Source organism: Brevundimonas sp. UBA6550 (assembly GCF_002434505.1).
In the GTDB taxonomy this organism is placed as follows: Bacteria; Pseudomonadota; Alphaproteobacteria; order Caulobacterales; family Caulobacteraceae; genus Brevundimonas.
Genome location: NZ_DJKE01000001.1, coordinates 68,684 through 80,799, shown reverse-complemented (window position 1 = coordinate 80,799; position 12,116 = coordinate 68,684). Strand labels below are relative to the sequence as shown.

General features: G+C 66.5%; 10 protein-coding genes. All 10 read left to right on the top strand.

Annotated features, from left to right (window positions below):
* Positions 1-48: 48 nt before the first annotated feature.
* The 10 genes from B3Z70_RS00285 (at position 49) to B3Z70_RS00240 (ending at position 12,109) form a co-directional block, all read left to right on the top strand.
* Positions 49-2,745 (top strand): TrlF family AAA-like ATPase, encoded by a 2,697-nt coding sequence (locus B3Z70_RS00285; protein WP_292044344.1) that lies wholly within the window; start codon positions 49-51, stop codon positions 2,743-2,745.
* Positions 2,746-2,783: 38 nt separating this feature from the next.
* Positions 2,784-4,205: a Shedu immune nuclease family protein gene (locus B3Z70_RS00280; RefSeq protein WP_292044342.1), complete on the top strand. Its 1,422-nt coding sequence runs from the start codon at positions 2,784-2,786 to the stop codon at positions 4,203-4,205.
* Positions 4,206-4,699: 494 nt separating this feature from the next.
* Positions 4,700-5,353, top strand: a complete 654-nt coding sequence (locus tag B3Z70_RS00275; protein ID WP_292022483.1) for a TonB family protein — start codon at positions 4,700-4,702, stop codon at positions 5,351-5,353.
* 105 nt (positions 5,354-5,458) lie between these two features.
* Positions 5,459-6,046 (top strand): TonB family protein, encoded by a 588-nt coding sequence (locus B3Z70_RS00270; RefSeq protein WP_292022485.1) that lies wholly within the window; start codon positions 5,459-5,461, stop codon positions 6,044-6,046.
* A 7-nt stretch (positions 6,047-6,053) separates the two neighbouring features.
* On the top strand, positions 6,054-6,599 hold the full coding sequence (locus B3Z70_RS00265; protein ID WP_292022487.1) for an RNA polymerase sigma factor: 546 nt from the start codon (positions 6,054-6,056) through the stop codon (positions 6,597-6,599).
* Positions 6,596-7,579, top strand: coding sequence for a FecR family protein (locus B3Z70_RS00260; RefSeq protein WP_292022489.1), 984 nt, complete (start codon positions 6,596-6,598; stop codon positions 7,577-7,579). The genes B3Z70_RS00265 and B3Z70_RS00260 overlap by 4 nt, the downstream gene beginning before the upstream one ends.
* Positions 7,580-7,712: 133 nt before the next feature.
* Entirely contained in the window at positions 7,713-9,260 is a 1,548-nt protein-coding gene (locus tag B3Z70_RS00255; RefSeq protein WP_292022491.1) for a ShlB/FhaC/HecB family hemolysin secretion/activation protein, read from the top strand.
* Positions 9,261-10,997 carry a DUF2341 domain-containing protein gene (locus B3Z70_RS00250; protein WP_292022493.1) on the top strand — a complete coding sequence of 579 codons (1,737 nt, stop codon included), beginning with the start codon at positions 9,261-9,263 and terminating at the stop codon, positions 10,995-10,997. It abuts the gene before it with no gap.
* Between the two features lie 9 nt (positions 10,998-11,006).
* Positions 11,007-11,414 carry an ExbD/TolR family protein gene (locus tag B3Z70_RS00245; protein WP_292022495.1) on the top strand — a complete coding sequence of 136 codons (408 nt, stop codon included), beginning with the start codon at positions 11,007-11,009 and terminating at the stop codon, positions 11,412-11,414.
* Positions 11,415-11,419: 5 nt separating this feature from the next.
* Positions 11,420-12,109 carry a hypothetical protein gene (locus B3Z70_RS00240; protein WP_292022496.1) on the top strand — a complete coding sequence of 230 codons (690 nt, stop codon included), beginning with the start codon at positions 11,420-11,422 and terminating at the stop codon, positions 12,107-12,109.
* The last annotated feature ends 7 nt before the right edge of the window (positions 12,110-12,116 follow it).

Sequence of the window (12,116 nt, the reverse complement as noted above, 5' to 3'; positions counted from 1 at the left end):
ATGGGGGGCGTATATCAGGCGTCAGGGGCGAGACAGAAGGGGGGATGCGTGGTTGCTGAAGCACTTGCGGCACTAAGCAGTGGAGCCAAGTTTTTCCGCAGCGACTTGCACATCCACAGTTACGGCGCGTCGCACGACGTCAAGGACCCCGCGGCGACCCCCGGAGCCATCGTCGAGACGGCGCAGGCAGAGGGCCTCTCGATCATCGCGCTGACCGATCACAACGAAATCTCGAACGTGCCCGCCGCGATTGAGGCTGGCCGCGCCGGCGGTGTCTTCGTGATTCCGGGCGTCGAACTCTCGACTCCAGAGGGTCATCTGCTCTGCTATGCGCCGACAGCCGACGCGCTGGAGCGGTTCTTCAACAGGCTGCAGATTGCGGACCGTCGTACCAACCAATGCCGCTGCCAGACCGGGATGCTCCAATGCCTCGACCTTCTCGCGGCAGAAGGCGGCATTGGCGTTATAGCGCATATCGAGCTGGACGGGGCTTTTGAGTCGAACGTTCCGCGCTTCACCCCGGCAAAGTTCGACATCCTGTGCCATCGCGCGCTTCAGGGCATCGAGGTGACGAAGGCGGACTGCCCGATCCTCTATGACGGCCGCGATACCGACGCCGATCGCCGAAAGGTCGCGGCCGAGCGCATCCGTCGCCTGAAGCTGGGCTCCGAGCAGTATCTCGCGCGTATCCTCAACAGCGACGCGCATACGCTCAATGCGGTCGGCCGAAACGCCAATCGTGACCAGCGCATCACCCGATTCAAGATGGAAACGCCGAGCTTCGAGGGCTTGCGGCTAGCGCTGGAAATCGCCGACACACGCGTGCGGATCGAGGAAGGTCTCCCTGCGATTGTGCCAGTAGTTCAGGGAGTCCGTTTCCAGGGCGGGTTCCTCGATGGCGAGGCGATCACGTTCAGCCCGAACCTCACCTGCATCATCGGCGGCCGCGGCAGCGGCAAGTCGACGGCGTTCGAAAGCGTGTGCCTGCTCGGTGGACAGCCGAGCGAGGATGTAACGGTGATCGACAGCGACGTTTGGCCGGACATCGTATCGCTTTGCTATGTCGACGAGACGGGCCAGCAGCATAACCTCGGCCGTAGCAAGTTCGGTGATGTCGAGAATCTTGATGAGCCGGCGAGCGGCGCCATCGCTTTCCCCGTTGAAAGTTATCGCCAGGGCGCGACCAACGAAATCAGCAGGCGTGTGCAGGACGATCCGCTGGCACTCCTGACCTTCCTGGACAAGCTCATCCAAGTCGAGAAGGAGATCGACACCGAGGATGCGATCCGCGAAGGCCTTGTCGAGCTTGCCCCCAAAATCACCAAGGCGGCCGGGAACGTCGAGCGAATCCCGGAACGTGAGCGGGAACTGAAGCTCAAGAGCGATCAGCTCCAGCGCTTGCGCGACGGCAAGGGCGTTGAGGTGATCAAGCTCCAGCAGCAGCTCGTCGGCGAGAAACGTGCTCGCACCGCGATCGAGACTGCGCTTGCGAAGTTGGGGGTTGCGGTGACGAGCGAGGCAATCACGACGATCACCGCCGATATTCGCGCGTCCGTCGCCGACCATGAAATCGAACTCGGCGCGCCCGAGGCGTCGAAGATAGCGACAGACACCGGAACGTACGAGACGGCCGCCACGGGGTCGACCGACGCACTAAAGAAGGTGACCGCTGACTATGTCGCGGGAGTGAAGGCCCAGATTACCGCATGGCGTGCGAAGGAAATCGCGACCCAGGCGGAGATCGAACAGAAGAAGCAGGAGCTCCTCAAGCACGGCATCCGGCTCGACATGCCTTTCATCCAAAAGCTGGTTTCCGACGAGGCGACGGCGCGTGACAATGTTAAAAAGCTCAAAACCTGGGTTCCGGAACTCGCGCGACTGCGCAAGGAGCATGCCGACCTCTTGAGGCGCCGCTGGGCGGCCCGGCAGGTGGTAGCGCGGCACCGTCAGGGGTTCGCGATCCGTGCGTCGCAGGCGCTTAAGGGCACGCTGTCCGATCTGTTCGTCACGCTGAAGTTTGACGAAAGCGCGCTCGCGCCTGACGCCGAGCGGTTGATCGTAGAGGCAATGGGGTGGCGGACGCTCCAGCATCTGAAGGCGCGCGCGCTGATCAACGACCTCACCCTGCCTGTGCTGCTTGAATGTCTGCGCAAGCGCGACACCAAGCCGATCACAGCGCTCCGCAACGCCGAGACGAACCAGGCTGTATTCGCGCAGAACGAGGCGGAGCTTCTCCTTGACCGGATCGCTGACGCCGACCTTCTTAGCCAGCTCGAGACGGTCGCGGTCCATGACCGGCCCAAGCTCAGCGTCACGAAGAAGATGCCGGGGATCGGCGGGCTGGCAAAGTTTGTCCCACGCGATTTCAAGAAGCTGTCGCTCGGGCAGCAACAATCGGTACTGCTCGCGTTGATGCTCACCAGCGAGAGCCGGGCCCCGCTCATCGTCGATCAGCCCGAGGATAATCTCGACAGCGAGTTCATCTATAAGACGCTGGTGCCGGTTATCCGTGCGGCGAAGGAGCGCCGGCAGGTGATCGTCGTCACCCACAACGCGAATATCGCGGTGCTGGGCGATGCCGAGCTGATCGTGGCGCTCAAGGCGACGTCGGAGAAGGCGACAGTCGTCACCCGGGGGTCGATCGATCACCCTTCAACCTGCGAGGCTGCCTGCAACATTCTTGAAGGTTCGCGCGAGGCGTTCGACCGGCGGGCAACGGTTTATGGGATCGCCCGCGGTGAATGACACTCGCGCCGGCTCGCGCCATCCGGTAGTTCGCTAGGATGCCGTCAGTGCGCCCCTCGGTCTTCAACCAGCGCGTGCGCGCGGACGGCGGACCGTTCCTGATCATCGAGACAAACGAAGAGCATGAAGGCTTCAGCGTCGATGTGCTTTTCACCGACACGCCGCCTGCCGAACGCACTGGCGACTATCCGATCGAACGGCTTCTCAACGTGTCGCCTAATCTGTTGCAGATTTATCCCCTAAACGTCCGCCCCGACGGTCCGGAATATCTGAGGCCACGCTACGGCAACCTCGAAACGATCGCGATCGGCCGGCGGATCGACCAGCCATATCCGATCCCGACCTGCACCGAGGAGGTCGAGGGGCTTCTTGAGCTGCTTCCCGACGGCTTCGCCAAGGACTTCAGGTTGGGCCTCGGACTGCTCTGGGAATATCGTTCGATCTGCGAGGCGCTGGAAGCTCAGGGTCATGTCAAATTGCTGATAGTGCATGGCGGTCATGAGGCGAAACTGATCGGATCGTCGTTCACGCTGGGCATCCGGCGCTTCCATGAGATGCGCAAGGAGATCAACCGGATCAGCACGCGCTACCAGCGCGATGCGCGGCGCGACAAGCAGCTGCATGCCTATCACGAACTGCTCCATGCCGCCGATCCAGCGAAGTTCCCCCGGCTGAAGAAGACGCTGCGCGCCGACGCGATCGCCGATGCGACCAGCGGCGGCCGCGACCTCGTTGCCCTGTCCAAGCGGGACCGCCGCGCGACCGTCGGGTTGGTACGCTCGAACCTAGAGGCATTGGCTGAGGCCGAACCCGATGCGCTGCTGTCGCTCAAGACTGAAATCGAGGAGGTTACTCTTGAGCAATTGATCGCCCGGTTCGCGGAGATGCTCGACAAGCAGCTGGGCGAGGCCAGATGGCAGAGCTTCCTGACGCAGAATCCGTTCATCCTCAGCCTCGCCTTCGCGGTGCCCGCGATCGTGGTCGAGGAACAGGCCTATGTCGGCGGCAAGCGTCTGAGCGGTCGCGGTGGATCGGTCATCGACTTTCTCGTGGCGTCAGCCTCAACTGGCAATCTGGCTATTGTGGAGATCAAACGGCCGGCGACGGAGCTGCTCGGCGCAAGTCCCTATCGCCCGGAGGTCTTCGCGACCTCGGCGGAGCTCTCCGGCACGATTGCCCAAGTTCTCGATCAACGGGTCAAGCTGCAACGTGAGCTGCCGATGCTGAAGGACGAGCCGGGGCGCGGCGACATTCAGGACAACGGCATTCGCTGTATCATCGTCGCTGGGCGGACGCCGGAGAGCGGTCCGCGGCGTCGCTCGCTCGAACTTATTCGCGGGACGATGACCGGGGTCACGGTGATAACGTTCGACGAGCTGCTGGGACGGCTGCGTGAAATCCGCGCGGCACTCGGCGAAAAAATTGGGCCTCCTGCGCCCGCCCCCTGGAACCGATCGTAAGCAGCAACTCCGCGAAACGCACAACTCTGCCCGAGGAGTGCGGCAACGCCCATCGCGAGCAGTCCTTCAAGCCGGTCACGGATGACGGCGAGGCTGGGGGCGCCGCTGCTGTCAGTCGGTCGAGGAAAGCGCGAATGGCAGGTTCCGGCATAAGCCCTCGTTGATGGTTAGGGCGAGCGAACGGCGGACTTTGGTCGAAAGCGTTAATGTCGTCGCAGGCAAACGAATGGTCGCCTCGGCGCCTAGGTTTCTCTGCGGCGGTTGACGACAATCAATCAGGTCACATCGTCGAACGCGCAGCATGCGGCCTTAGAGGGCTATGGCGTAGACGTAGTGCTCATCTTCGTCGGGCGCGGCCCGCCACTTCCTGTCGCGACTTTCTCATATTCCAGTTCGCTGTCGGCCTGCTTGGGGAGTTCCCCTGGGGGAAAGTCAGGGTTTGCCGACACCGCTCCGTGTGACTAAGTCCCGAGGCGCGCAGGTGAGAATGCTTCATGTCGAGAATGGAATTCGGGGCGGCGGTCGCTGGCATGATCGTCGTGCTCGCGGCTCCGGCGGTCTCGGCCTTTGCTCAGACCCAGACATTCTCCATCCCCGCCCAACCTTTGGACGATGCATTGACCCGGTTCGGCGCCTCGACCGGATTCCAACTGCTGTATGACGCCTCGCTGGCTTTGGGGCGGCGTTCGACCGCGGTCGAGGGCGTCATGGAGCCGCGTCAGGCCTTGATGCGGTTGTTGGACGGCACGGGCCTGTCCGCGCGTTTCACGTCTCGTGGAGCCGTGGTGATCTACGCCACGTCGGCGTCGACGGCGGTGGCGCTGAAGCCGATCACCGCCGTGGCCGCGCCTCTGGTGGGACGTCGCGACGACGGGGCGATGCGCGCCTATGCGGACAGAGCCCGCCTGCATGTCGCCGAGGCGGTGAGGCGCGACCCGGAGTTGACCCGAAGCGACGCCGTGGTGCGGTTGCGACTCCGCGTGGACGCGGAAGGGCGCGTCAGTGATGTCGCTCTCCAGGAGGGGGCGGGCGACGCCGCCTGGGACGCCCGGTTTCTGGCTCTGGTCTCGGGCCTGCGTTTTGAAGTTCCGCCCCCCGAGCTGACGCAATCCTTGCGCATGGAATTTCGCGTAAGCCGAGGGCGCTGATGGTCGAATGTCACGGTTCTGTCGTGGCTGGCGGCTAGGAGCGCCTGTGCGTCACGGCTCGGGCGGCCCTTTCCAATGTCGCGTAATCTTCTTCTGAGCGTTGCAGTGTCGACCGTGTTTCACGGCGGTGCGGCGGCCCTGTTTCTGGTCCAGGCGCCCGCTACGGCGGGCGCGCCTGTCGCGGTGGTTCCGAGCATTCAGCTGGAACTGATCGATGCGCGATCGACGGTCGCAGCCGCGTCGGACCGCGTGCCGGCGGCGGCTCCGTCCGTTCAGGCCGACGCCGACGGAGCCGGTGACATCAAGCCGCAAACGCAAGGGACGCAGGGCGCCGGCAAGACCGATCAGAGGGGCGGCGTTGCGCAGGCCGCGGCTGCCGATTCGGTCGATGAGGGAGCCGTGTCGGAATATTACCGCGTGCTTCAGGGACATCTGGCGCGCTATCACGCCTATCCATCCAGTTTGAGGACGCGCCCGATCGGCCTGGTTCGGTTGGGTGTTGTCGTGGGCAGGGACGGTCGGGTTCTGGACGCCTGGATCGAGAACAGTTCCGGCGTCGCGGTTCTGGACGAGGCGGCGATGGCTGCGTTGAGGCGGGCCGAACCCTTGCCGTCCTTGCCGGCGTCCCTGCCTGGCGCGATCGATCTGATCGTGCCGCTTCGCTACGAAGCCGGTCTGAAGATCGCGTCATAGACACGCCATGGTTACGGAAGTCGCGACGCGCCTCAGGGGGCATCTGGTCGAGAAATACGAGATGCTGCTGGCGCGGCTGAGCGTTCGACTGGGCTCGCGCGACAAGGCTCAGGATGCGCTACAGGACGCCTATGTGCGGCTTTCCGTCAACGCGCCGCAGGATGAGGTGCGAAACCCGACCGCCTATCTGTTCCGCATGGCTCTGAATCTCGCGGCCAATGCGCGTCGTCGGGACCAGCGGCTGTTGGGGTTCGACGAGGTGACGGCCTTGCTGGACGTGCCTGACAGCGAACCCGGCCCGGCCGAGATCGCCGAGGCGCGCTCGGACCTGGCGATCGTCAAGACGGCCATGGCGGCCATGTCGCCCCGTCGCCTGGCCATATGCACGGCCGCCTGGGTGGACGGCGCGTCGACGGCCGAGATCGCCGAGAAACAGGGCATGGCCCAGCGCACCGTGCAGCATGAGTTGAAACGTGCGGCGGAGGCGTTGCAGCAGGCGTTGAACCAGCCCAGAATTATTCCTTTGCGCAACCGCGCCAGCGGCGTGTCATGACTATGGGAGACGGTGTGGAGGGCGGCGATAACCCGCAGCACAAGGTGAGCGATGCGACGATCGAACAGGCGCGCGCCTGGGTCAGCCTGCTGTTGTCGGGGGCTGCGACCCATGGGGACGCCGATGCGCTGAAGACGTGGCGGGCGGCCGACCTGAGCCACGAGGCCGCATTCGTTCGCGCGGCCCGCGTGCATGGCCTGTTCCGCCGGGCTGCGGCGGAGGCGTCGATGGACGCCGCTGCGGCCGCTCCGCCGCTCAGGGCTGGAACGGCGGTGAGCCGTCGATGGATCGTCGGCGGGGCCCTGGCGGCGTCGGCCGCCGGAGCGGCCTATCTGTCGGTCGGCGACCAGCTGGGCGGATCGACCGGGGATTTCGTCACGGCGAAGGGGCAGACGCGCACGATCTCGACTGCGCCGGGCGTAACGGTCGAGATGAACACCCTGACGCGGATCGCTCTACGGCCCCAGGTCGGCGACGGCGCCTTCGAAGTGCTGGAGGGGGAGGCGGTGGTCGCCGTCAGCGAACGGGCCGCGCCGCTGGTCATCCTCGCTCACGGCGGCGAAACCTTCTCGAACGGCGGTCGATTGGCCCTGCGTTGTCTGAGCGGCGAGGTGAAGGTGTCCTGCCTTCAGGGCGCCGCGCGCGTGCGTCTGGGCGGACGGACGGTCGAGACGCCGGCCCTGCACAGCATCGCCTATGATCGGCGCGGGCTTCAGCCGGCGACGCCGCTCGACCTGGCGGCGGCGGCGACCTGGCGACAGGGTTTGCTGGTGTTCCGCAACGAGCGACTGGGCGACGTCATCAACGAAATCAATCGCTACCGGGACGGACGCATCGTCATCGCCAATCCCGAACTGAGGAGCCGCCGCGTGAACGGCGTCTTCCACACGCGCCAGATCAACCAGGTGGTGGATCAACTGCGCCTGGCCTATGGCGTGCGGGCCGCCGCCATGCCGGGGGGCGTCGTGCTGCTGGCCTGACGAGGGTGTGCGGTCAAACGACGTCGTGAAAACTTCACGATAAATCTTTGCGCCCGGGTTCGCGGCGCGTGTCTCCCCACTGACGACCTTGTTCGGCGTCGGGGGATAGATGTTCAAGTTGAAGAAGCGACCCATGCGGCCGGCTGCGGCCGCCGTTTTCCTGTCGTTCGCAGGCATGGCTCAATCTGCGGCGGCTCAGGACGCTGCGACGTTCGACATTCGCGCCTTCCAGGTTCGAGGCAATACGGTGCTGGCCGCGGATGCGGTCGAACGGGCCGTCTATCCGTTCATGGGGCCCGGCCGGACCGAGGCGGACGTCGAGGGCGCGCGGGCGGCGCTGCAGGCGGCGTTCGAGGGCGCCGGTTATGTGGCTGTCTCGGTCTTCATTCCCGAGCAGTCGGTCGAGGGCGGGATCCTGAAACTGGAGGTCCAGCCCCAGGCGATCGGTCAGGTTCTGGTGGAAGGCGCGAAGCGGCCAGAAGCGGTCCTGGCCCAGGCGCCTTCGCTGACGCCGGGGACGACGCCGAACATCACGGCCTTCCAGCGCGACGTGGTGGCGCTGAACCAGAAATCGACGCGGCGGGTCACGCCGGAGCTGAGGGCTGGCGTGGCGCCCGGCACGCTGGACGTGGTGCTGACGGTCGAGGAGCGTTCACCGTGGCACGCCTCGGTGGAGGTGAACAACAATCGTTCGGCCTCGACGGCCTATTACCGCACCTCGGCGACGATCCGGCATGACGATTTCCTGGGGCGTGGGGACAGTCTGAGCCTGTCGGCGCAGACGGCGCCGGAGCGGACCGACGACGGAACGGTCTGGTCCGGCAACTATCTGACGCGGCTGGGGCAGGGCGCCCAGCTGATGGTCTATGGGGTGCGCTCGGACAGCGACATCGCCGTGGTCGGCGGCACCAGCGTGATCGGCGTGGGCAATCTGGCGGGGGTGCGATACATCCGCTCGCTCGGGGCGTCGGAAGGCTTCTATCACGCCCTGACGCTTGGCGTGGACTGGAAGGACTTCGCCGAAGACGTGACCCTGGGGGCGGACCGGGCCTCCGCGCCGATCCGGTATTTCCCCTTCCTGGCCTCTTGGCGCGGCGACTGGTCGGGCGAGGGGCGCAGCAGCAACCTCAGCGTTTCGGCCGTGTTCGGGGTGCGGGGCCTGGGCGACGGCTGGGAAAGGTTCGACGCCAAACGCTACAAGGCGCGCCCCAGTTTCGTGGCGCTGAAGCTGGACGGTTCGCACACCGAGGATCTGGCGTACGACCTGCAGCTGAGCACCCGGTTCACAGGGCAATGGTCGCCGGACCCGCTGATCTCGAACGAAGGCTTCTCGCTAGGCGGCGTCTCGACGGTGCGGGGCTATTACGAGAGCGAGGCCCTGGGCGACTATGGGTTCGCGGTCCAGGCCGAGATGCGCAGCCCCGACTTCGGCTCCCGCGTCGGTCTGGGCGTGGACGAGTTCCGCCTGCACGCCTTCTGGGACGCGGGTTACGCCGGAATCCACGATCCGCTGATCGGTCAGGACGACAGCTATCTGCTGTCGAGCGCCGGTCTCGGCGGCCGCATCCGCCTTCTCAACTATCTCAACGGCGCCGTCGATGTCGGCGCGCCGATCGTCTCGGGGCCGTCGTGGCGCTCGGGTCAAATTTTCGCACGCTTCCGCATCTGGGGGGAATTCTAAGTGGGCAAGACTGTCAGCGCGCGTATGCGCAACTCTTTCGCTGTCGGCCTGTCGGCCGTCATGCTTTCGGCGGTGGCGACGCCTGTCCTGGCGTCGGGTTGGTGGCAGGGCGACTACGCCTATAGGACGAAGGTCAACGTCAACGCGCAGGGCGCGGGCGTGTCGGGAGAAGTGGCGCGCGCGCCGGTTCTGGTGCGGCTGCATACCGGCAACTTCGACTTCGCCGACGTCAAGAAGGACGGGGCGGACCTGCGGTTCGTGGCGGGCGACGACCGCACGCCCCTGGCCTTCCACATCGAGAAGTGGGCGCCGGACGAGCAGCAGGCCCTGGTCTGGGTCGACGTGTCGGGGATCAAGCCCGGCGCGGCCCAGGCGATCTACGCCTACTACGGCAACGACAAGGCCGAGGGCGGCCAGAACGTCGCCGGAACCTATGGCCCGGACTATCGTCTGGTCTGGCATTTCGATGCGGCGGGCGCCCCGCGCGACGCCACCGCCAACGGCTTGAACGGCGCAGGCGGCGAGGGCCGCAACGCCCGCGGCCTGATCGGCTCCAGCCTGTCGCTGGACGGCGGCGCGGGCGTGTCGGTTCCGGCCCAGGCCGTCGCCGGCGGTCCGGTCTCGGTCAGCTTCTGGGTCAAGCCCGCCGCCGACGGCCAGCTGTTCGCAGCCCCGGGCCTGAGCCTGGTGTCGCAGGGCGCGACCCTGTTCCTGGACGCCGACGGCCAGCGCAGCGCGGGCGCCGCCCTGCCGACCGGAACCTGGGCCCATGTCGCCGTGGTCAACGACGGCGCGAAGTCGGTGCTCTACGTCAACGGTCAGGCGGCGGGCGAGGCCGCAGGCGCGATCGGCGCCGGGCCTGCGACCCTGGGCGCGGGCTTCCGCGGCGAGGTGGACGAGTTCCGCGTGGCGGGCGTCGCCCTGCCGCAGTCCGTCTTCCAGCTGGCGGCGGCCTCTGAAGGCCAGGGCGCCCGACTGCTGAGCTTCGATACGGCCGAACAGACCGAAAGCGGCGGCCACAACTATTTCGGCATCCTGTTCAAGGCCCTGACGATCGACGCCTGGGCGGTGATCGTCATCCTGGGCTTGATGCTGGCCCTGGCCATCTGGGTCATGATCTCCAAGGGTCTGCTGCTGGGCCGCACCGCGCGCGCCAACGAAGACTTCCTGAACGCCTATCGCCAGTCGGCTCGCGGCTCGAACGGCCATGACGGCCTGGGCGTCCTGCCGCCGGCCCTGGCCGAGCATTCGCCGCTGGCGCGCCTGTATCAGATCGGGCGTCAGGAACTGGGCGTGCGTCTGGCCGAGGGCCAGGCGTCGGGCAGCCGCTTCGCCATCCGTCCCCAGTCCATCGCCGCCATCCGTTCGGCCCTGGACGCCGGTCAGGTGCGCGAGGGCCAGAAGCTGAACAAATGGATGGTGCTGCTGACCATCGCCATCTCGGGCGGCCCCTTCATCGGCCTTTTGGGCACGGTGCTGGGCGTCATGATCACCTTCGCCTCGGTGGCGGCGGCGGGCGAGGTCAACATCAACGCCATCGCGCCGGGCATCGCCGCGGCCTTGTTGGCCACGGTGGCGGGTCTGGCCGTCGCGATCCCGGCCCTGTTCGGCTACAACTATCTGCTGAGCCGGGTGGAGGACATCTCCGCCGACAACCAGATCTTCGTGGATGAGCTGGAGAAGCGCATCGCCGAGACCTGGCAGGACGCGCCTGCCTCTCCTTTGGCCGCCGAATAGGAGGCGGCCATGCAGGTCCAGGGCAAGAAGCCGTACAACGAGATCAACATCACGCCGCTGGTCGATCTGACCTTCGTGCTGCTGATCATCTTCATCCTGCTGACGACGGCGGCGGTGCAGGGGATCAAGGTCGACCTGCCGTCGGCCTCGGCGTCCCAGTCGCTGAACGAGCCCAAGTCGCGGGTCATCGCGGTGGCCGATGACGGGACGGTTTCCATCGACGCCGTGCCGGTGTCGCTGGCCGAACTGGAGAGCGAACTGCGCACCAGCATCGGCTCCGACTCGGAGACGGCGGTGATCCTGCGCGGCGACCGGGCGGTGCAGTACGACCAGATCATGCAGGTGCTGGACCTGTGCTCCAAGGTGGGCGTGGCCAGCCTGGGCATGGCCTCCACCCGTCCGCCGGGCGAGGGCTGAGGGCCATGACCTACGCCTTCATGGCCGACGAGCCGCCGCCGCCGCGTCGCCGCTCCAGGATCAGCTGGCCGGTCGTGATCGTCGTCGGGGTCCTGGCGGTGATCGTGGCGGTCACCTTCCTGCGACCCTCGACGGTCAGCGAGCGCCAGCGCGAGGACAAGACGGTGCGGGTGGTTCTGCCGCCTCCGCCGCCTCCGCCCCCGCCGCCCGAGATCAAGCCGCAGGAGAAGCCGCCCGAGCCCAAGCCCACGCCGATCGAGCAGCCGGTCGACACCACGCCGCCGCCTCAGGACGCGCCGGCCCAGCCCACCGTCGGCGACAGCGCCCTGACCGCGCGCGAAGGCGCAGGCCCGTCCTACGGTCAGACGGTGGGCGATGGATCGGGCAGCCGTATCGGCGGCCGACCGGGAGGGGGCGGCGACGCCTTCGCGGCCTACGCCAACGCCGTGGCCACGCCCTGCGTGCGCCAGGCGGTCCAGGCCGATCGCGAACTGAGACGGGGCAGCTATACGGCCCGTCTTTCGGTGGCGGTGGACGCTGCGGGGCGGATTTCCTCGGTGCGCTCCTCGACCGGGGATGCGCGCCGCGACCAGCGTCTGCGCCAGATCCTGCAGGGGCATCAGTGCGCGGGGCGGACGCCGCCAGCGGGCCTGCCGACTATGAACATCGAACTCAACGCCCGCGCGGCCGGCTGACGCCGAC

Excerpts from the sequence above, each read along its gene's own strand:
- B3Z70_RS00280 (WP_292044342.1), top strand. The coding sequence starts at position 2,784 with ATGCCGTCAGTGCGCCCCTCGGTCTTCAACCAGCGCGTGCGCGCGGAC.
- B3Z70_RS00275 (WP_292022483.1), top strand. The coding sequence starts at position 4,700 with ATGTCGAGAATGGAATTCGGGGCGGCGGTCGCTGGCATGATCGTCGTG.
- B3Z70_RS00265 (WP_292022487.1), top strand. The coding sequence starts at position 6,054 with ATGGTTACGGAAGTCGCGACGCGCCTCAGGGGGCATCTGGTCGAGAAA.
- B3Z70_RS00260 (WP_292022489.1), top strand. The coding sequence starts at position 6,596 with ATGACTATGGGAGACGGTGTGGAGGGCGGCGATAACCCGCAGCACAAG.
- B3Z70_RS00255 (WP_292022491.1), top strand. The coding sequence starts at position 7,713 with ATGCGGCCGGCTGCGGCCGCCGTTTTCCTGTCGTTCGCAGGCATGGCT.
- B3Z70_RS00245 (WP_292022495.1), top strand. The coding sequence starts at position 11,007 with ATGCAGGTCCAGGGCAAGAAGCCGTACAACGAGATCAACATCACGCCG.
- B3Z70_RS00240 (WP_292022496.1), top strand. The coding sequence starts at position 11,420 with ATGACCTACGCCTTCATGGCCGACGAGCCGCCGCCGCCGCGTCGCCGC.